15 protein-coding genes and 1 pseudogene are annotated in these 18,837 nt (G+C 69.1%); 5 read left to right on the top strand and 11 right to left on the bottom strand.

From position 1 onward, the window contains the following. Positions 1-11: 11 nt before the first annotated feature. Together aroE and INQ41_RS00550 are read left to right on the top strand one after the other, a co-directional pair. Positions 12-860: a shikimate dehydrogenase gene (gene aroE / locus INQ41_RS00555; RefSeq protein WP_193985313.1), complete on the top strand. Its 849-nt coding sequence runs from the start codon at positions 12-14 to the stop codon at positions 858-860. 15 nt (positions 861-875) lie between these two features. Next, positions 876-1,046 carry a hypothetical protein gene (locus tag INQ41_RS00550; protein ID WP_193985311.1) on the top strand — a complete coding sequence of 57 codons (171 nt, stop codon included), beginning with the start codon at positions 876-878 and terminating at the stop codon, positions 1,044-1,046. On the opposite strand, the gene INQ41_RS00545 is transcribed toward INQ41_RS00550, so the two are convergent. From INQ41_RS00545 to INQ41_RS00520, 6 genes are all read right to left on the bottom strand, one after another. Further along, the gene (locus tag INQ41_RS00545; protein ID WP_193985308.1) at positions 1,043-1,588 is read right to left on the bottom strand and encodes a gamma carbonic anhydrase family protein; all 546 of its coding nucleotides are present in this window, start codon (positions 1,586-1,588) and stop codon (positions 1,043-1,045) included. The two genes, INQ41_RS00550 and INQ41_RS00545, sit on opposite strands and share 4 nt — an antisense overlap. Positions 1,589-1,644: 56 nt before the next feature. Then, positions 1,645-2,460, bottom strand: coding sequence for an OmpA family protein (locus INQ41_RS00540; protein WP_193985307.1), 816 nt, complete (start codon positions 2,458-2,460; stop codon positions 1,645-1,647). A 1-nt stretch (position 2,461) separates the two neighbouring features. Continuing rightward, positions 2,462-3,463 carry a type VI secretion system-associated protein TagF gene (tagF, locus tag INQ41_RS00535; RefSeq protein WP_228076641.1) on the bottom strand — a complete coding sequence of 334 codons (1,002 nt, stop codon included), beginning with the start codon at positions 3,461-3,463 and terminating at the stop codon, positions 2,462-2,464. Then, positions 3,463-7,248, bottom strand: a complete 3,786-nt coding sequence (gene tssM / locus INQ41_RS00530) for a type VI secretion system membrane subunit TssM (protein ID WP_193985305.1) — start codon at positions 7,246-7,248, stop codon at positions 3,463-3,465. Before tssM ends, tagF begins: the two co-directional genes overlap by 1 nt. A 17-nt stretch (positions 7,249-7,265) precedes the next feature. Next, positions 7,266-8,762, bottom strand: coding sequence for a hypothetical protein (locus INQ41_RS00525; RefSeq protein ID WP_193985304.1), 1,497 nt, complete (start codon positions 8,760-8,762; stop codon positions 7,266-7,268). 209 nt (positions 8,763-8,971) lie between these two features. Next, positions 8,972-9,853, bottom strand: a complete 882-nt coding sequence (locus INQ41_RS00520; RefSeq protein ID WP_228076640.1) for a M15 family metallopeptidase — start codon at positions 9,851-9,853, stop codon at positions 8,972-8,974. A 147-nt stretch (positions 9,854-10,000) separates the two neighbouring features. Between INQ41_RS00520 and INQ41_RS00515 the strand changes: the two genes are divergently transcribed. After that, the gene (locus INQ41_RS00515) at positions 10,001-10,837 is read left to right on the top strand and encodes a hypothetical protein (RefSeq protein ID WP_193985302.1); all 837 of its coding nucleotides are present in this window, start codon (positions 10,001-10,003) and stop codon (positions 10,835-10,837) included. A gap of 45 nt (positions 10,838-10,882) precedes the next feature. Here the strand turns inward: INQ41_RS00515 and INQ41_RS00510 are convergent, their stop codons facing one another. The 3 genes and pseudogenes from INQ41_RS00510 to INQ41_RS00500 all read right to left on the bottom strand — a co-directional run bounded on the left by INQ41_RS00510 (position 10,883) and on the right by INQ41_RS00500 (position 15,389). After that, positions 10,883-11,899: a 3-oxoacyl-ACP synthase III gene (locus INQ41_RS00510; RefSeq protein WP_193985300.1), complete on the bottom strand. Its 1,017-nt coding sequence runs from the start codon at positions 11,897-11,899 to the stop codon at positions 10,883-10,885. A 164-nt stretch (positions 11,900-12,063) separates the two neighbouring features. Continuing rightward, positions 12,064-12,387: pseudogene (locus INQ41_RS00505) on the bottom strand (DUF4156 domain-containing protein); the annotation flags it as partial. 179 nt (positions 12,388-12,566) lie between these two features. Beyond that, on the bottom strand, positions 12,567-15,389 hold the full coding sequence (locus INQ41_RS00500; RefSeq protein ID WP_228076827.1) for a M16 family metallopeptidase: 2,823 nt from the start codon (positions 15,387-15,389) through the stop codon (positions 12,567-12,569). Positions 15,390-15,705: 316 nt separating this feature from the next. On the opposite strand from INQ41_RS00500, the gene INQ41_RS00495 reads away from it, so the two are divergent. After that, positions 15,706-16,203 carry a tRNA (cytidine(34)-2'-O)-methyltransferase gene (locus tag INQ41_RS00495; RefSeq protein ID WP_193985296.1) on the top strand — a complete coding sequence of 166 codons (498 nt, stop codon included), beginning with the start codon at positions 15,706-15,708 and terminating at the stop codon, positions 16,201-16,203. Between the two features lie 56 nt (positions 16,204-16,259). Here the strand turns inward: INQ41_RS00495 and pgl are convergent, their stop codons facing one another. Together pgl and INQ41_RS00485 are read right to left on the bottom strand one after the other, a co-directional pair. After that, positions 16,260-16,958: a 6-phosphogluconolactonase gene (gene pgl / locus INQ41_RS00490; protein ID WP_193985294.1), complete on the bottom strand. Its 699-nt coding sequence runs from the start codon at positions 16,956-16,958 to the stop codon at positions 16,260-16,262. 53 nt (positions 16,959-17,011) lie between these two features. Continuing rightward, on the bottom strand, positions 17,012-17,962 hold the full coding sequence (locus INQ41_RS00485; protein ID WP_193985293.1) for a PLP-dependent cysteine synthase family protein: 951 nt from the start codon (positions 17,960-17,962) through the stop codon (positions 17,012-17,014). Positions 17,963-18,218: 256 nt separating this feature from the next. Between INQ41_RS00485 and INQ41_RS00480 the strand changes: the two genes are divergently transcribed. Continuing rightward, positions 18,219-18,797 carry an OmpO family porin gene (locus INQ41_RS00480; protein ID WP_193985291.1) on the top strand — a complete coding sequence of 193 codons (579 nt, stop codon included), beginning with the start codon at positions 18,219-18,221 and terminating at the stop codon, positions 18,795-18,797. Positions 18,798-18,837 lie beyond the last annotated feature (40 nt).

Raw genomic sequence — 18,837 nt, 5'->3', positions numbered from 1 at the left:
GCGAGGTCCCCATGCCCACTCCCCGATTCGCCCTGATCGGCCACCCTGTCGCGCATTCGCTGTCGCCGCGGATCCACGCCGCGTTCGCGCGCCAGACCGGGATCGCGATGGACTACGGCCTGATCGACGCGACCGCCGAGGAATTCGACGACGCGCTGGCTAAATTCGCGGCCGCCGGCGGCAAGGGCGCCAACGTGACCCTGCCGCACAAGGCGCGTGCCGCCGCGGCCTGCGAGAGCCTCAGCGACCGCGCGCGCCGCTGCGGCGTGGTCAATACCCTGACCCGCACCGCCACCGGTTGGGCCGGCGACAACACCGACGGCCTCGGCCTGGTGCGTGACCTCACCGATCGCCATGGCCAGGACCTGCGCGGCCGCCGGGTGCTGCTGATCGGTGCCGGCGGGGTCGCCCACGGCGTCGCCCCGGCGTTGCTGGATGCGGGCATCTCCGGCCTGATGATCGTCAACCGCACCGACAGCCGGACCGACGCGCTGGCCGACCTGCTGGGCGATCCGGCGCGGGTGCATCCGCGCAACTTCGCCGACCTGCACACCCAGGGCGTGTTCGACCTGATCATCAACGCCACCTCGATCGGCCACGCGGCCGACGGCGGCGAGCTGCCGCTGCCGCAGTCGCTGATCGCGCCGCGCGGCGACGTGGTTGACCTGGGCTACGGCGAAGCGTCGATCGGCTTCCTGGCCTGGGCGCGCGCCGGTGGCGCCGACCAGATGATGGACGGCCTGGGCATGCTGGTGGAACAGGCCGCCGAGAGCTTCAACGTCTGGCACGGCGTTCGCCCGAGCACCGACGAGATCTACGCCGAGCTGCGCGCCGAGAGCGGCTTGACGACCGTGGCATAAGAGGCTGCACGAACCGTGGACCCGATCCTGAAAAGCGGTTTGCTCATCACCGTGGTCGGTCTGGTGATGCTGATCGTCGGTTTCACCCGGCGCGAATCGCGCTCCGGACCGGTGATGATGTGGGCAGGCGTGACCACAATGATCGGCGTGGTGGTGTTCTATATCCTGCGTAACCTGGAAATCTAGGCGCTGGCGGCCATCTGCAGGTAGGCATCCTTCAGCTGCACGTAGTGCTGCGCGCTGTGGCGCAGCTGTTCCAGCTCGCGCTCCGACAGTTTGCGCACGAAGCGCGCCGGACTGCCGAGCCACAGCTCGCCCTCGCCCACGGTCTTGCCCGGCGCGACCACCGCGCCGGCACCGACAAAGCCGAAGCGCGACACCGTCGCCCCGTCCAGCACCACCGCACCCATGCCGACCAGGCAGAACTCCTCCAGCCGGCACGCGTGGATCACGGCAGAGTGGCCAACGGTCACGTCGTTGGCGATCACGGTGGGAAACCCGCCCGGTCGCGTAAACGGCCCTTCGTGGGTGACGTGGATGATCGCGCCGTCCTGGATGTTGGTGCGCGCGCCGATGTGGATCGAGTTGACGTCGCCGCGGACCACGCAGCCGGGCCAGATGGAGACGTCGTCTTCCAGGACGACGTTGCCGATCACCGTGGCGGCCGGGTCGACGTAGACGCGCGCGCCGAGCCGGGGGGTGTGTTCCAGAAAGGGTCGAATGCTCATCGCACCAGTCTAGTGCGCCGGCGGACAATGGCCAGCCGTTTGGCGCTGGCGTCCGGCTACATCACCCGGAATTCGATCCGGCGGTTGCGGGCGCGGCCGTCATCGCTGTCGTTGTCGGCCACCGGCCGGTCGGGACCGAAGCCCTGCACGCTGAGGTTGTCGGCGCTGACGCCACGCTGCTCCAGGTAGGCCTTCACCGCGATCGCCCGCTGCAGGCTCAGGGCCACGTTGGACTCGCGCGAGCCGACGCTGTCGGTGTGGCCGATCACCTGGACCTGCTGCTGGCCGACGCTCTCCAGCGCCACCGCCATCTCGTCCAGGATCTCGCGACCGCCGTCGGTCAGCGTCGCGCTTCCGCTCTTGAACTCGATGATGCGGTCAGCCAGGGTCTGGTCGAGCAGGTCCTGCTTGCTGCCACCGCCGCCGACCAGCGAGTTCTTGAGCACGTAGCTTGGACCCGCGCCCGTCGCGATCGCGCTGGCCACCTGTTGCCGGGCGGCCTCGTTGCCGACCTGGCCGCTGATGCGCACGCTGTTGCCGTCGATGGCCAGCTCGCCGCCGGACACTTGCTTGAGGTCCGGACCGAGCATGCCCAGCACGCGGTCGCTCCAGTTGGGCGGGGCGATCACCGCGTCCACCTCGATCCGGTCGACCACCCGGTTGGCGCCGTAGAGCTCGCGCAGCCGCTGCAGGATCGCCGCCCGGGTTGCCTCGTCGGGCACGGTGCCGGTGGCCACTACCGGTTTCTCCGCCGCCGTGCCGCCCGCGCCGCCGGACTGCGCGAGCGCTGCTGCCGGTGACAGCAGCAGTCCGATCGCCAGCAGCCACGAGGTGAGCGGGCCGGTCGCCGCCAGAACAGGGTGTGTACGCATGTCAGATTCCAAGAAAGGTCTCGTTGAACGTCTTGCGGGCGGCCCGCAGCGAGAGCTGGTCGCGATCCAGATAACTGACCAGCCGGTTGAGGGCGTAGTCGCCGGCGATGTGGTCCTCGACCCATTCGGCATCATCGACCGCGATCAACTGCTCCTGGCCGACGCGGCCGTCGAGCGTCGCCTGCAGCAGGCGGCCGTCGGCGCCGTTGAAGCCGATCAGCAGGCGCGGACCGGCGGCCGACGCCGTCGCTGCATCACATACCAGCACGGTGAGTTCGAAGTCCGCCCGGCCCAGGAAACCGGCCAACAGGTCGAGCCAGAACGCGGCCACCAGCGGCCGGTACAGCGCGTCCACCGGCAAGGGCAGCGACAGGCCCTTGTCGACCTGGGCCGCGCCGCCGGCGATGACCGGCTGCAGCAGCATCCCCAGCGCGGGCAGCAACCAGCGCAGTTGCAGCTGCGGGTAGCCGGACTGGCGCAGCAGTGCCTGCAGCGAGCCGATGTCCTGCAACTCGATGAAATCGTCGAAGGCGGCGTCGTAGACGCGCGGATCGGTGTTGATCGCGACCCGCCCGTCAGCCAGTTGGCGCAGCGGCTCGGCCGGATCCTCGGCGGCGACGATCTGCTGTCCGCTGCGCGCCAGGCTGGACCACAGCCGCGACAGCGCCAGCGGACTGCGGCCGATGAACGCCAGCGGCTGGGCGACCTCGAAGCGGGTCGCGGCGAGGAACGGAAACCGGCGCTGCGAACTGTCCCGACTGGGCAGGTAATGGCCACCGATCGCGAGCCGGCTGCGCGAGCCGACGAACGCAAAATGCAGCGGGGATGCCTGATCGTAGAGCTGCTTCCAGCCCGGGTCGCTGGCGAGCAACTCCAGTCCCTGGCCGGCCCAGCGGTCCAGCAGCATCATCAGCTGGTGGCTTTCCGGGGTGCGCACGAAGTCCCCGCGACTGGGCAGCTTGCCGAAGTAGCTGACCGGGTGCGCCGTCTCCACCGCCACCATTACTGCGCACCGCCGGGCGATGCCGCCGCAGTGGTCGCGGCTGCCGCGGGTTGCGCCGCCACCGCCGCGCCGGCCACCACCGCCGGCAGCTTCAGGCCCAGGGCATCATTGGCACCGGCGTTGGATTCCACCGTGCTGACGATGCGCAGTTCCACCTCGACCCGGGCGCCGTCGCGATTCCAGCCCAGCCGGTAATGCTGGCGGCCGAGGCTGGTCTTCTCGGCGGCGTCGAACATCGCCGAGGTCGCGTTGTCACCGGGCGCGTTGAACACCTCCACGGTGCGTCCGTCGCCGGTGACGGCGTGGATCTGCACCCCCGGCACGCCCTCGCCGGGCAACTGGAAGGTGTGCCATTGCGGCGGCGTGTTGCGATAGCGCATCTGCTGGCCATCGACGGTCATCGTGTATTCGCGTCCCTGCGCGGCCAACGGCAGCACCTGGAACACCATCGTCGGCCCCTCGCCGGCGGCGGTGGCGCCGACCCAGCGCCCGTAGCCGGCGACCAGCTCGGGGCGCAAGTTGATGCCGATGTCGGCCCACTGGCGCGGGGTCAGCATCGTGCCGCGGCGGATCACCAGCGACCCGAGCGCGGATTCGCCGAATTTCGCGATCGCGCCCTGCGGGCCGAAAATCTGCTCGATGTCCGCGCGCGCGGCTTCCACGGTTGCGTCCGGCGCGTACGGGTAGCGCTGGCCGATGCCGTCCTCGAACGGGCGCAGCACCTGCGCCGTCCAGGTCTGGTTGATCTCGCCCTCGGTCGGCCGAACCAGCGCGGCGAAGGCCTGCACCAGCGGACGCAGCAGCAGCGGGCGCAGGGTGTTGCGCTGGTCCTCGGCCAGACCGTTGAGCATCTGCTCGTCCACCAGCTTCAGCGCAAGGTCCAGTTCGGAGCCGCCATCAAGGGTGTCCTGCATCAGCTTGCGTGCGCCCGGGCCAGGATCGCCCTGGGTCTTGATCTGGTTGAAGCGGCTGCGGACCTTGCCCAGCGCCTCGAAGTACTGCGGCAGCAGGGCCGGCCCACCGTCGTGCTCGACCAGCAGCCGCGCCAGTCCGGCGAACTTCTGCCCCAGCGGTCCGGCCTCCACCGGACCCTTCTCGCCGCTTTGCGGATCCACCGACACCGGGATCGAGGTCGGGTTGCGGCGCATGACCACCCGGTTGAACCAGCCGGCGATACCGCCCTTGACCGCGCCGGCGGTGGCGTTGGCGGCCGCCGGGTTATCCCACACGGTTTCCCGGTTGACGGCTTCCAGCAGCAGCCGCAGCGGCGAGTTGACCGGATCGCCCAGACGGTTCATCCGGCTCACCGCTTCTTCGAAATTGTCGAAGCGGGTGACGCTGATGCCCTGCAGGAACCTGCTCCACTCGCGCGCGTACTCGGCCTTGTACATCGCCGCCAGTTCGCGGGCGATGTGCTGCGGGCTGCCCGCCAGGGTCAGATCGTTCTGCACCGTCGCCTCCAGCACCCAGTCGGTGCTGCTCAACTCGGTGCTGGACGCTTCCTTGATCGCGCCCTGGACGTAGTCCTCCCACGCCTTGCGGCTGAAGGTCCCGGGAATCTGGTGGCTGCCGGTGACCGCGCCGCCGGCCTGCTTGTCGCCGAGCAGGCTGGCCACGGTGACCGGGCTGAAGCGCGTTGCTGCCCGGGCCTTGATCTGGGCGTACACGCGATCGCGCGCGGGCGTCCCCTTCATCACCTGGCGCAGCGCCTCGCGGCTGTCGTCCACCAGGCTGTACTTGAGCTCCAGTTGCGGCCAGCCTGGGTCGGCGGACTGCTGGACGTGGAAGGTCATCAGGCGGCCGGCGGCGCGCAGCAGTTCCTCGCGGGTCATCGCGCCGCGGTTGGCCTCCAGCCAGCCGCGCCAGAACCGGGTCAGCTGGTCGCTCAGGTGAGTCGCCTCCACGCGCTCGTGGTTGCCCAGCATCAGGTAGGTCTTGAGCGCGTTGTAGGCGTCCTGCGAGTCGGTCGCGACCGCGTCCTCGTACAGGCGCGTGTCGTTGGTCGCGGCGGGATCGTCCGTGCCGTCATCGCTGGCGGACGGTGCGCCGGTCAGCGACGGCGGCTTCAGCTCGCCGCGCCGGGCCACGACCTGGCCCAGGTAGCTTTCCAGCTTGCCCGATACCGGCACCAGCATCAGCTGGCGCATGCCGTGGAAGTACTCCTCGCGCAGCTTCGCTTCCACGGCGGCGCCCTGGTAGAGACCCAGGCCCAGGCCGAGCGGATGGTCATTGCGATGCCGCTGCAGCTGCTCCAGCCGGTCCTGCAGCACGAGCAGGGCTTCGATGCGCGACTGCAGGTCGACCTTTTCCGCCTGCACCGCGATCGCCTTGTCCAGGTCCGCGGTGGCGTCGGCGACCAGCTGCTGGTTGCCACTGTAGGACCAGGTCCAGCCCGCCAGCACGAGCGCCAGCGCGGCAACGGCACCGGCAAAGGCCGCGTAACGCACCCGCGTCCGGCCCGGGTTGGAGTACTGCCGGACCAGCTGGCGGTCGGCGAAGATCACCTTGCGGAACAGGCCGAGCAGGAAGTGGCTGCTGTCGGCGGGGGCCACGGTCTCCCCGGTGGGGCTGCCGCCGTGCAGTTCGAACTGGCGGGCCACGCGCTCCGACGCGGGCTGCACGGTGATGCCTTCCTGCAGAGCGCTGGTGAAATAGAAGCCGCGGAACACCGGCTTGAACTGGTACGGGTTCTCCTCGAACAAGGTCGCGATGAAGGTCCGCAGTGCCGGCTTGATCCCGGCAAACTCCATTGGCATCGCCAGCAGGCCGGGACTGACATCGCGTCCGCGGGCCATCGCCATCTGCGCCAGGCCCATCTCGCGCAGTCCGTCGGCGAGCACGTCGAAGTGCCGGTCAAACGATTCCAGCGCGTCGCCTTCACCACTGCCGGCGCCCTGCCTGTCGAGCTCGTAGGGCAGCGTCGCGCCCCAGGCGTTTTCGCGCTCGGCCGGATCCAGGCCGCGGAAGAAGTCGCTGAAGCCGCTGATCAGGTCGGCCTTGGTGAATACGACGTAGACCGGGGCGTGGACCTCCAGCCGCTCGGTCAGCTCCTGCACGCGCTGGCGCAGGTTCTTGGCCAGGTCGATCGCGAACTCGGGCTTGCTGCCCGACAGCTCGGCGATCGAGGCGGCAATGATGATGCCGTTGATCGGCGCGCGCGGCCGGTGCTTCTTGAGCAGGTCCAGGAACGTCAGCCATTCCAGCCGGTCCTCGGCGCTGACCGTGTAGCGGCCCGCGGTGTCCAGCACGATGCCTTCGGTGGTGAAGTACCAGTCGCAGTTGCGGGTGCCACCCAGTCCATGGATCACGTTGCTGCGGTTGTCCTCGAAGGGAAAGCGCAGGCCCGAGTTGAGGATCGCGGTGCTCTTGCCGGCGGCGGGGTTGCCGATGATCACGTACCACGGCAGCTCGTAGAGGGCGGCGTTGCCCTTCATCTGGCCCAGGCGCGAGGTCTTGATCGCCTTGACGGCCTCGGCCATGCGCTCGCGCAGGACCTCGGCATCCGCGCGTACGGCGGGCTTGGCGGCGGTAACCGCGTTGTCGGCGTGCTCGGCCACCATGGTGTCAAGCCGCCTGGCGGCGCGCGCCGTGCGGAGCTTGCGCACGAGCAGGAACGCCAGCCAGGCCACGACGGCCAGGATGAGCAGCGCGACCAGCCAGCCGCCCGCCGCCATCAGCGAGTCCCTGCCGAAGTACGCAACGGCGGCGGCGATGGCGATGCCCAGCGCGGCGAGCACGCGGTAGTCCCTCAGCCAGAAACGAAGGTTGGTCCAGAAGCTGCTCATCTACGCATCCATGATCGTCAAACGGTTTCCGCCGCGGGCGCGGCTGGAGGCTCAGGGCTGGGCATGGGCGACAGCGCGGCGGCAAAACGCAGCGTGTCGTCGGCGACCGACGCGAGCACGACCGGCGCGTCTTCGGCCGTGGCCTGCGCCGCCGCAGCGGCGAGCAACGCGAGGACCGCCACCGCGCCGGTCTCGCCACAGACCAGGCCCAGGTGGCGACCCTGCTCGACCGGGTCCAGCTCGGGCAGGCAGGCGGTCATCGCGCCGGCGATCTCGATCGCGCGGCTGGGGCGGTGATCGGCGTCGCTGAAGACGGCGGCGACGTCGTCGGCGGGCAGCGAGGCGACCGCCAGCGCGCGCTGCAGCAGCGACGCCAGCTCGCGCCCGGCCGTACGCCCGTGTCCCGCCGGTCCGTGCACGACGCGATGCAGCCGCAGCGGCGGCGCTTCCCGCCCGTCACCGGGGGTCTGCGTCGACAGCCATACGCCCGCCGCGCCCTCGCCGGGAATCAGTCCCTCCGGATGCCCGCTGACCAGCAGGCTGCGGGTCGCATCCAGCCGGCTGACCGCAAGCTCGTCCATCAGACTGTGCGCCGCCAGCAGCAGGTGGGTGTCGGATGGCGCCGCGTCGGCATGCGCGTCGGGCTGGGCCAGGCGGTCGATCACCCGCCATGCATCGGCGACGCCGGCGACCGGCTCGACGCCGATGCGGAACGTGCCGCTGGCAAATCCGATCGCGGTGGCCTTGTCGGCGATCCAGCCCAGGCAGGCGCGACGCACCGGCTCGGGCCAGTGGGCCGGCAGCAGCAGCCGGATGTGCAGGACCGGCGCCTGCGGCGCGGGCGCCAGCGCGCGCGAGGAACGCGAGTGCTGCATCGCGTGCGGGTGCATCGCCGTGTCTGCGGACGGCGCAGCCACGGGGTCCACGTCCGCGAACGGCAGCGCGGCGTACAGCAGGTCTTCGGCGACCGGTTCCAGCAGCGCCAGCGCGCGCAGCTGGTCTTCCGCAAAACCCTGGGAACGCGGTCCGGATTCCGGCAGCAGACCGTCAACCGCAGCGCGCACAGACTCCACATCCAGATCATCGACCTGGGCGGCAAACACCGGCAGGCCCATCTGGTCGCGCAGGGATGGATGCAGCGAGGGCCGCTGGGGCTGCAGCAGCGCTCCGGCCAGGACTTCGCCGCCGCTACCGGCCCGAGTCAGGGCGGCGCTGCCCAGCAGGTAGAAGATGCGGTCGGCTTCGACCTGCTCGGCTGCGTCCTGAGCCATAGTGCTGCCCGCAATCGGATCCGTCGCCGTCCGTTCGCGGCCCGCGCTGCGCCGGCGCATTAGCGCCCGCAGCAGCAGAACGCCAGCGACCAGCAACAAGGGCAGAAGCAACAACGTGCCAACGATCTGCGGCGTGCCCGGCGTCGCGCCGCTGGCCCGCCAATAGAGGATCGCGACCAGCCAAACCGCACCGAACACCAGCGCGATTCCCAGCAGTCCCCGGATGAGCGCACCCACCCTCATTGCCGCGTATCCGGACGCACTGTCCCGCCTCCCGCTAACGACCGGCCACGGCGACGCCGCGGGTGATCCACGCGTAGGCAACATCAACGGGTTTCCACATCGCCCTGCTCCCTGGCTTTGCCCATCGGGCATCCGGCTTTCCTGCGCCGCGGGTCAAGATAGCAGGTGCAGCCCCCGGTTTTCACCTGCCGCGCCAGCCGATGAGCCCCTCATCGACCCGCCGCGCGACGCGCCTGGCGGCAATCGGACTTCAATTCCAGGTGGACGTAGTCCTTGATGCTGCGCCAGTTGCCACCCCATTCCAGACCCGCTTCGACCGCCAATTCGCCGTAGAGGAAGTAGCCGCGACGGGTCCACGGATCCTCCATGTCCCACTGCAGCCTGCCGTCGCGGTACAGCGCGCTGTCGACCGCCAGACCGTACTGGTGGCAGCTCTGGCCGGCGCCGGCACGGGTGACTGCGCCGCCCTTGGCGGCCAGGGACGCCTGCCGTTCGGGGCTGCGATAGCCCTCCACCAGCACCATCTCGTAACCGTGCACTTCGCGCATGACGCGGTAGATCGCGAGCACCCGCTGCTGGAAGTCCGGCGCGATGCGCGCCCACTTGCGATCGGCGCTGGAGATCTCTTGCGGGGCCACCACCGCTGCACCCCGCATCTGCGCGGCCTCCGCGGCGATAAACACGGCGGGCGGAAGGTCCGGCGGAGGCGCCAGGCGCTCACCGCGCAGCAGCTCGACCACATGGCTGTCCGCGCTGAAGCCGGCGCCGCCGCCGAAGTCGTCCCACAGCACCTGGCGACCGAATTGCAGGATCAGCAACGGTGGAAGCGCCAGGGCCGCGACGGTCGCGACCAGCAGCCAGCGTCGGCGGTGCAGCAACTGCCCCAGTCGCGCGCTGCCTCCACGCAGCGCGCGCGAGGAGGTGCCGGCGCGCGTGCCCGCGCCCTCTTGCCAGCGTCCCGCCGCGGCTGTCATTCGCGCGCGCCAGCGACCGACCCCGGCCAGCACACCGTCGCGCGCAGCCGGAAAGACCGCCAGCCAGGCCAGCAGTACCGTCACCAGGAAAAACACCGCCATACCGAGCGCGAGCATGTTGCCACCGTCCCTGTTGCCCCGCCCGGCGAAGCACCGGGCCATCCAATTGACGCCACTGCGACCCCAACGCAGAATGCCCGGGCACATCGTCCGGCCTCGCCCGGACCGTAACCAGCCGGATTGGCGGTCTGGAAAGGAGTCCACGTGGATCGGCAAGATGCCAAACCCCGTCGCCCGAGCCTGATGGCCGGCGTCCCAAGCCCTGCGACTGGCCCGTCGCCGGCGCGGATCCTAGCAGACATGGACGGTGGCAAGACCGCCGCGGTCAGCACACGCCCGGCTCCGCGAAGGAAACTGCTGATTCTTGCGGCCGCGGCCGTCAGTGTGCTCGCGCTGCTGTGGTGGTGGCAATTGGGAAGCCGCCGGACAGGTTTTTCGCCGGCCGATGCGACGGTGCACACCGGATCCGGAACCGCCGGGATGGCGGCCGACGGACGCGGGGCGGCCACGATCATCGAGGAGACCTCGCCTGCCAGCGGCGCCTCGGCCCTCTTGGGTGGTGCGGACGGTGCAGATACCGGTGCGGGCGAAGACGATCCACTCGCCTCCCCGTTTGCGGCCTCCGCGCCCGCACTGGCAATAGCGCGGTCGGAGCGGGCCAATCCGTTTACGCCCGGCCAGCCGGCCCGAGCCAGGACCGCGGCCACATCGGCCTCGCCAGCCGCGCGGGCTCGTACGTCTCAACCGGGCATGCGCAACGACGAGCCGGACCTGATGGCGACCTTGCTGGGCAACATCAAGGCGGCGGACGCACCACCGGCCAGCGGGCTGGATACCCTGATCCAGAAAATGGAGAGTGAGGGGGCGAGCGCGGTGGCCGGCAAGCAGACCGCGTCTACCGGCGTCCCGCCGACGCGCTCGCAGCAGATCCAGTCCAACCTGCGCGAGTGCCCGCCGGCCAACACCACCAAGGGCCTGAAGTGCCGGCAGGCCATCTGCGCTGTCTACGCCGGGCGCGACCCGGCCTGTCCGGCCAATTGAGTCGTCGCCGCCGGATCGATCACGCGGCGGCGCGTTGCGCTCCGGTTACCAGACCACCTCGGCCATGGAGCAGTTCAGCCCCGAGCCGATACCGAGCAGGGCGACGCGGTCGCCCTTTTTCAGCCGGCCCATCTCGCGCAGCTTGCTGAGCACGATCGGCACCGACGCGGGGCCGATGTTGCCGTGCTCGCCAAAGATGGTCAGGACCTTCTTCGGATCGATGCCCATGGCCTTGGTGAAGGCGGCGGTGTGCACCTTGCTGACCTGATGGATGACGAACTCGTCCAGTTCCTCGGCCACCCAACCCAGCTTGTGGCGGGCAACGGCGAAGGTCTTCTGCGCCAGCTTGATGCCCTCGATCAGCAGCATCCGCGTGTCGGTGACCATGCCATCAAGGTTTCCGCGGCACAGCTTGTTCCATTCCGTCGCGGCCCGGGTCACGCCGCCCTTGTAGCGGGGCGCTCCCGGCGCCAGCTCGGCCCGGGCCATGACCATCGCCGCCGCACCCGAACCCAGGGTCAGCGTCGCCAGCTCGTTGCGGAAGTCCGCCTCGGTGCAGGTGGCACTGCTCAGGCGCTCCAGGGTCTTCTCGTAAGCCAGGTCCGCCGTCTCCCCGTCCACCACCAGCGCGTAGTCGATCTCGCCGCATTCGATCATGCGGCTGGCGATGTCCATGCCATTGATGAAGGCCAGGCAGGCATTGGCGACGTCGAAGTTCTGGCAGGTGTCGGGCAAGCCGAGGTTGCCGCTGACGATCGAGGCCGTCGAAGGCTCCAGGTAGTCGCGGCTGACCGAGGTATTGACCAGCAGGCCGACGCGGTCGGGATCGATCCCGGAATCGGCGAGCGCTTTCACCGCCGCCAGCGTCGCTGCGTCGGAGGCGAGCACATCGCCGTCCCACAGTCGGCGCGCGTGGATGCCGGCGATATCGCCGAGCACGTCGGTCCGGATGCCCAGGCGGTCCAGGGTCGGCTTGAGCCGGAGATTAATCTCTTCCGAGCTCAACCGGCGTGGCGCGTCGATATGGGCCAGACCGGCGATGGCGACATGTTGGAACTGCATGGGCGGCAAACCAGGAAAGACAGGTATCACGACAGGTTAACGCGTTACCGTCCCGCCTGCATTAACGCTCGCCGCGAAGCCGGTCAGTTGCCGACCGGATACGTCTGCACGCCACCTTTCGGAGTCTCCGCCGCGGCCGGTCCGGGCACGGCGGTCACGCTGCCGCAGCGGTAGGCCGAAAACCGCTGCTCGCCGGCGGCCGGCGGGCCCATCGGCTGGATGGTGTCGGCTTGCAGGCCCGGCGCCTCGTTGCGGGCCAGGGTTTCCAGCTCTTCGCGCACGCGCAGGTTGTTGCGCTCGTAGAAGGCGACGCTGTCCTTGACCGAGACGGCGATCTCACCCTGGCGGGTGCATCCCGCCGGCGGACCACCTGCGCCGATCACCCGGACGGCGCTGGCCCCCGGCGCCATTTTCACCCACGTGCACCCGCCGGCGAGGAGGACTGCGGTGGCAACGGCAAGCGGGATGGCGAGGGTCGACGAGCGGATCATGGAAGCTCCTGGAGGGATGGGGCCGCCGGGGGCGGGAGTCCGCGGCGAGTGGTGCGGGCAGCCGATGTTATCGGCCGCCCGGCGTGAATCAGGCATAACCGCGTAGCGGACATCCCACGCGCTTGGCAACCGCCCGCCGCGCGAGGGCCGGCGGGCGCTTGCCAAGATACCGCGCTCTACTCTTTGCTGGCGGCGCTGGCGGCCCGCACGACCGGCTTGCCGTCTTCGTCCAGCACCTGCACCGGGCCGAGATCCAGGGCGCGCACCGGCGCCTTGATCTGGCCCAGGTCACCGACCACGACCCAGGTCAACGCCGCCGGGTCGATCGTCGAGGCGGCCTTGGCCACCACGGCCGGGGTCATCGCGTCGATCTCGGCCTTGTGCTGGAACACGTAGTCATCCGGGCGGTCGTAGCGGACGATGCCGGTGATCGTGCCCATCACCGCGCTGCCGGTCTCGTAGGCGCCGGGCAGGCTGCGGATTTCATTGGCCTTGACCTTGGAAACCTCCTCGGCGGTCGCCGGCGCCTTGCCACTGGCGAAGTCGTTGATCTCGCGCTTCAGTTCGGCCACCGACTCGGCGGTCTTGTCGATCTGCACCGGCGCGTACGCCAGCCACGGCCGCTGGCCGATCGCGTTGCTGGCGAAGCTGTAGGACCCGTAGGCCCAGTGCTTGTCCTCGCGCAGGTTCATGTTGAGCCGGGAACTGAACTGGCCGCCCAGCACCGTGTTGGCAAAGCCGAACTCGGTGGCGTCCTCGGATTTGGTCGAGGGCACCAGTTCGCCGACGTAGATGTTCGCCTGCACCGCGCCGGGCTGGTCGATCAGGAACACGCGCGGCGCACTTGGCAGCGCGACGTCCGGGACGCTGACCGGCGCGGGCGCGGCGCCCTTGCCCTTCCAGTCGCCCAGGTGCCGGTTCAACATCGGCACGATCTCCTTCAAAGTGGTGTCACCGACCACCACCATCGTGGCCGCCTCCGGCCGCACCCAGTCCTGGTGGTACGCGAGCAGGTCGTCACGGGTCAGCGCGGCGATCGTGTCCTCGGTCCCCGAGCCACTGAACGGGATGGCATACGGGTGGCCTTCGCCGTACAGCAGCGGTGGTAGCACGCGCAGCGCGGCCGAATTGGGCCGTGCCTTCTCCTGCTTGATGCCGGCGATCCATGTGGCCCGCACACGGTCGATCTCGCTCTGCTCGAAGCGCGGCGTGCGCAGCATCTGGCTGAAGAGCTCCAGCGACGGGTCGAGGTTTTCCTTCAACGCCGACAGCGAGGCGCTTGCGCCGTCCAGCGCGGCGCCGGCGCCCAGGTCGGCGCCCAGGGCTTCGGCGCGCGCGGCAAAGCCCAGCGCGTCGTAAGTGCCGGCGCCTTCGTCGAGCATGCCCATGGTGAAGCTGGAGCTGCCCAGCTTGTCCGCCGGATCGGCCTTGAAGCCGCCGTCAAACAGCAATGAGAACTGCACCACCGGGATGTCGTGGCGCTGGGCGAGGATCACCCGGGTGCCGTTCTTGAGTGTGGCGCGCTGCAGTTCGGGGAACTTCAGCTCGGGGAACTCGTCGGGCAGCGGCACGCCCGTGCTGCGGTCCACGCTGGACGGCAACACGCTGTAGCGCGAATCCACCGGCGGCAGGGTCAGCGGCGCCGGTTCCACCGCCGGATCCTCGGCCAACGGGGTGCGCTCGCCGGGCATCACCACCAGGGTGTGGTCGCCTTTGCCCAGCCACTGGCGCCCCAGCGCCTGCAACGTGGCCGGCTGCACGGCGGCCACCGTGGCCATGCTCTGGCGGAAGCAGCCCGGGTCTTCGGTGTAGATCGCGCAACTGGCCAGCGCGTCGGCTTTGCCGCCGAAGCCGCCGATTCGCTCGACACCGCGGATGAAGCCCGCCCGCACCACGGTCTTCGCCTGCGCCAGCTCGGCGGCATTGGGACCTTCGGCCAGCAGCCGCTGCAGCTCCTCGTCGATGATCGCCTCGACCTTCTTCGGGTCCACGCCTTCCTTGACGGTCGCGAAGACGAGGAAATTGGAGCCCAACTGCGACTCGCTGAGGCCGGCGGTCACGTTGTCGACCAGCTTGTCGGCGTGCACCAGGCGCCTGGCCAGGCGAGAGGTGCTGCTGCCGCCAAGGACCTGGGCCAGCACGCCGAGCTGGTCGGCTTCCACCGTCGCGGTCGGCGGGACGTTCCAGGCCCGGTAGATGCGCGCCTGCGGCACCCGGTCCTCGAGCACTTCGCGGGTCGAGGCCGGTCGCCGGGCGACATCGACCGGCGGCTGCGCCATGTCCGGGCCGGCCGGGATGTCGCCGAAATACCGGGCAACCTTTTCCTTCGCCGTCGCCACGTCGATGTCGCCGGCCAGCACCAGCACCGCGTTGTTGGGGCCGTACCACGCGCGGAACCAGTTCTTGACGTCCTCCAGCGAGGCCGCGTCCAGGTCGGCCATCGAGCCGATCACGCTGTGGTGGTAGGGATGCTCGACCGGATACAGCGCCTGGTTCAGCTTGGTCCAGACCTGGCCGTAGGGCTGGTTCTCGCCCTGGCGCTTCTCGTTCTGGACCACGCCGCGCTGCTCGTCCAGGGTGGCCTGGTCGATCGCCCCCAGCAGGTGGCCCATGCGGTCGGACTCCATCCACAGCGCGGTATCCAGCGCGGTGGTGGGCACGTTCTGGAAGTAGTTGGTGCGGTCGGTATTGGTGGTGCCGTTCATGTCGGTCGCACCCACCATCTCGAACGGGTCGAAGTACTCGCCGCGGTGGTTCTCCGAGCCGTTGAACATCAGGTGCTCGAACAGGTGGGCGAAACCGGTGCGGCCCCTGGGCTCGTCCTTGCTGCCGACGTGGTACCAGACGTTGACCGCGACGATCGGCGCCTTGCGGTCGCTGTGGACGATGACCCGCAGTCCGTTGGGCAGCGTGAACTGCTCGTAGGCGATGTCCACCGGCGCCGCAGTGACGGCCGTGCGCGCCTGGGCGGGCTGCGGCAGGAAGGTCAGGCTGCCCATGGCAAAAGCGACCCCGAGGGCGAGCGCGCCGTGGCGCAGCGTGCGAGGCCGGGCGTCAGCAACGAAGCTGCGGCGCGACGCGCGGGAAGAACCAGCAGGAACGGCAGGAAGCAACGCGGCTGCGCGGGACGATGCGGACATTCGACACTCCTTGTACGGTCGCGCCCGGTGTGGACGGATAGGCAATCGTAACGGCAGCGCGCGTTATGGGGACCGGGTCACAAGTCACGCCGCTGCGCCCGTTGCCAGTCGCGCCGACGCGCAGTCATCACACTTGCACCATCCCGACGCTGGAGCCGCCCGCATAATCCGCTGCATGTTCGACGTCATCCTCTACCAGCCCGAGATTCCGCCCAACACCGGCAACGCCATCCGCCTGTGCGCCAATACCGGCGCGCGCCTGCATCTGGTGCGGCCGCTGGGCTTCAGCCTGGAGGACCGCCAGCTGCGCCGCGCCGGGCTGGATTACCACGAGTACGCGAGCATGCAGGTGCATGACGATCTGGACGCTGCGCTGGCGTTCATCGCCGGCTCGCGCGGGACACGACCGCGCGTGTTTGCGCTCAGCACGCGGGGCAGCGTCCGCCACGATACGCCGGCCTACCGCAGCGGCGATGCCTTCCTGTTCGGTTGCGAGACCCGGGGCCTGCCGGAAGACGTGCTGGGGAAGCTGCCCGCCGATCAGCGCCTGCGCCTGCCGATGCAGCCTGGCAATCGCAGCCTGAACCTGTCCAACGCGGTTGCCGTGGTGGTCTTCGAGGCGTGGCGGCAGCAAGGTTTTGCCGGCGACGCGGCTGCTCCCCAGGGCGGGTAACGCGCGCGGATCAACCGCGGCCGATCACAGTAACGCGAGAACGCCCCGCCAGCCGATCACGGACTCCAGTGGATCTGCACATCCACGGCGGGCGCGCCCAGCACCGCCATCACCGGATGACGCTGCGGATCGTTCAGCGCGATCGCCTCTTCCAGCACCGCACGCTTGGCTGCGCCGGTGATCAGCAGATGCACCGCTCCGGCGCGCAGCAAGCGGCCGACCGTCAGGCTGATCCGGGGGTACGGCGCCTCGGGAGGCAGCGGATCAGGGTCGAACCGGCATGCTTCCAGGGCCGGATCGAATCCGCAGGCCAGTTCCGGGGCTTGAGGAAACAGCGAGGCGGTATGGCCGTCGGTGCCCATCCCCAGCACCACGGCGTCGAAGTCCTGCCGGTGCCGCGCCAGCCACGCACGTGCCTGGATGAGCGAGGCGTCCGGATCGCCGTCCGGCACGGTCAGCGCCGCCAGGTGCACGCCGCTGGCCGGCGCGAACGCCTCGGCCAGGCCGCGCAGGTTGGAGGCCGGCGACTCCACCGGCACGCAGCGGTCATCGGTGGGTAGCAGCGTGACGTTCTGCCACGCCAACGGTGCCTGCGCGAGCCGCTCGTATACCGGCCAGGGTGTGCTGCCTCCGGCGAGGGCCAGCATGGCGGCGCCGTGTTCGTCCAGGCCGGCCTGCAACGAGGCCTGCAGCGAATCAACGAGATGAGCGGCCAGCTGCCGCGCATCGGCGTGGGTGTGCAGGGTCCAGCCCATGAGTGGATTCCGGTGAGGGTGGGTCAGCCATGCTATCGGCACCCGGCGGCCTGTCAGATGAAGGGCGTCGGCTCCTCGGGCTCGCTGCCGGCGCGGACGAAATACTCCTGCAGGTACTTCTCGCCCTTGTCGCAGAACAGCGTGACCACGGTTTTCAGTTCCGGATGCAGTTCGCACACGCGCTTGGCGGCCAGCAGGTGCGCACCCGAGCTGGGCCCGCAGAACAGGCCGTGCGCCCGCGCCAGGTGCCGCATCGCCTCGACCGCGTCGGCGCTGGCGACGCTGGTGACCTCATCGACCAGCGCGCCGTGGCGCTGGAAGATCCCCGGCACGAAGCCATCGGAGATGCCTTCGATCTTGTGCAGGGCGACCTCGCCGCACAGCAGCGTTTTGGATTCGGACGGCTCCATCGCGAACAGCCGCACGTCCGGATTGACCTTGCGGAATGCCTGGCCGACGCCGATCAGGGTGCCGCCGGTGCCCACGCCGGCCACCAGCGCGTCGGGAACCACGCCTTCCGGCAATTGGGCCAGGATCTCCGGACCGAGGACGAGGCGGTTTTCTTCCACATTCCACTCGGACTCGAACTGGCTGGGACAGAAATGGTGGGGCTGCGCACCCAGTTCGCGCGCCTTCTCCAGCGCCGAGTTCACGTGGAAATCCCCGCAGAACAGCACCTCAGCCCCGTAGGCGCGCGATATCGCGACCCGTTCGCCGGACAGGCCTTCGGGCATCACCACCAGCATCCGGTATCCCTTCACCGCCGCGACCATTGCCAGCGCGTTGCCGGTGTTGCCGCTGGTGGCTTCCACGATGGTGTCGCCGGGTTGCAACAGGCCCGCCTCCTCGGCCTTCTCGATCATGTACTTGGCGATGCGGGCCTTGATCGATCCGGAAGGATTCAGGAACTCCAGCTTGGCCAGAATCCCCTCGACTTCCACCAGCGGCGTGTCGCCAACGGCATCCAGGATGCTGCTTGAGATGGATGGAAAACGGATTGCCATGTTGGACTCCTCTGGAATCGACCACATCGTCGGGTGCCCAGTCTGCAGAAGGAGGCGTTGCGGCTTCATGACACCGGTCAACCGGGCTTCCAATATTCCATCCTGAACAGCACCTGTAGTTATTGAACGGTCAAGTACACAATTCAGTTGGGATTACACCCCCGCGGGGATACTGCCGGGGTCCAGCTGGGATGCCACCTTGGTTTGAGGCGGCCGCAGCCGGAATGAGCTATCCCTTTCAAGAGGCCGAAAAATCATGAAGAAGTCACTGCTTGCCCTGAGCCTGATCGCCGCGCTTCCGTTTGCTGCTTCGGCCGCCGATGGCATCTCCTACAACTACGTCGAAGCCGGCTACATCGCCACCGACACCGACTACAGCGACGCCGACGGGTTTGCCGTCCGCGGTTCCGGCGCCATCGCGCCGAACTTCCACGTGTTCGGCGACTACTCCAACCAGAAGACCGACGATTTCTTCGTTGGTCCGCTGCGCTACCGCGGCGTCAAGATCGATCAGTGGCGCCTGGGCGTGGGCTACAACCACGAGATCTCCCCGGCCGCCGACCTGGTGACCCGCGTCGCCTACGAGCGTTCCGAGGACGAGTTCAACAACAGCCTGAACGGCTACAGCGTTGAAGTGGGCGTGCGTGGCGCGCTGGCACCGAACTTCGAAGGCTACGCGATGGCCGGCTATGAGGACGGCAGCGACTACGACGGTGACTTCTACGGTCGCCTCGGCGCGCAGGTGAAGTTCAACCCGATGTGGGGCCTGAGCGGCGACGTCAAGTTCGTCGACGGCGACACCCAGTGGTTCATCGGTCCGCGCATCACGTTCTGATCCGATCGTCATGCACGAAAAAAGCCCGGCTTCGGCCGGG

Origin of the sequence: Lysobacter ciconiae (assembly GCF_015209725.1) — a bacterium.
GTDB classification, from domain to species: domain Bacteria; phylum Pseudomonadota; class Gammaproteobacteria; order Xanthomonadales; family Xanthomonadaceae; genus Novilysobacter; species Novilysobacter ciconiae.
The sequence above is the reverse complement of the archived record's forward strand: the minus strand, read 5'-3'. Positions and strand labels throughout refer to the sequence as shown.

What these genes read in the sequence shown, in the direction of transcription:
- aroE (WP_193985313.1), top strand. Translation starts at nt 12, where the DNA reads ATGCCCACTCCCCGATTCGCCCTGATCGGCCACCCTGTCGCGCATTCG.
- INQ41_RS00545 (WP_193985308.1), bottom strand. Translation starts at nt 1,588, where the DNA reads ATGAGCATTCGACCCTTTCTGGAACACACCCCCCGGCTCGGCGCGCGC.
- INQ41_RS00540 (WP_193985307.1), bottom strand. Translation starts at nt 2,460, where the DNA reads ATGCGTACACACCCTGTTCTGGCGGCGACCGGCCCGCTCACCTCGTGG.
- tagF (WP_228076641.1), bottom strand. Translation starts at nt 3,463, where the DNA reads ATGGTGGCGGTGGAGACGGCGCACCCGGTCAGCTACTTCGGCAAGCTG.
- tssM (WP_193985305.1), bottom strand. Translation starts at nt 7,248, where the DNA reads ATGAGCAGCTTCTGGACCAACCTTCGTTTCTGGCTGAGGGACTACCGC.
- INQ41_RS00525 (WP_193985304.1), bottom strand. Translation starts at nt 8,762, where the DNA reads ATGAGGGTGGGTGCGCTCATCCGGGGACTGCTGGGAATCGCGCTGGTG.
- INQ41_RS00520 (WP_228076640.1), bottom strand. Translation starts at nt 9,853, where the DNA reads ATGCTCGCGCTCGGTATGGCGGTGTTTTTCCTGGTGACGGTACTGCTG.
- INQ41_RS00510 (WP_193985300.1), bottom strand. Translation starts at nt 11,899, where the DNA reads ATGCAGTTCCAACATGTCGCCATCGCCGGTCTGGCCCATATCGACGCG.
- INQ41_RS00500 (WP_228076827.1), bottom strand. Translation starts at nt 15,389, where the DNA reads ATGGGCAGCCTGACCTTCCTGCCGCAGCCCGCCCAGGCGCGCACGGCC.
- INQ41_RS00495 (WP_193985296.1), top strand. Translation starts at nt 15,706, where the DNA reads ATGTTCGACGTCATCCTCTACCAGCCCGAGATTCCGCCCAACACCGGC.
- pgl (WP_193985294.1), bottom strand. Translation starts at nt 16,958, where the DNA reads ATGGGCTGGACCCTGCACACCCACGCCGATGCGCGGCAGCTGGCCGCT.
- INQ41_RS00485 (WP_193985293.1), bottom strand. Translation starts at nt 17,962, where the DNA reads ATGGCAATCCGTTTTCCATCCATCTCAAGCAGCATCCTGGATGCCGTT.
- INQ41_RS00480 (WP_193985291.1), top strand. Translation starts at nt 18,219, where the DNA reads ATGAAGAAGTCACTGCTTGCCCTGAGCCTGATCGCCGCGCTTCCGTTT.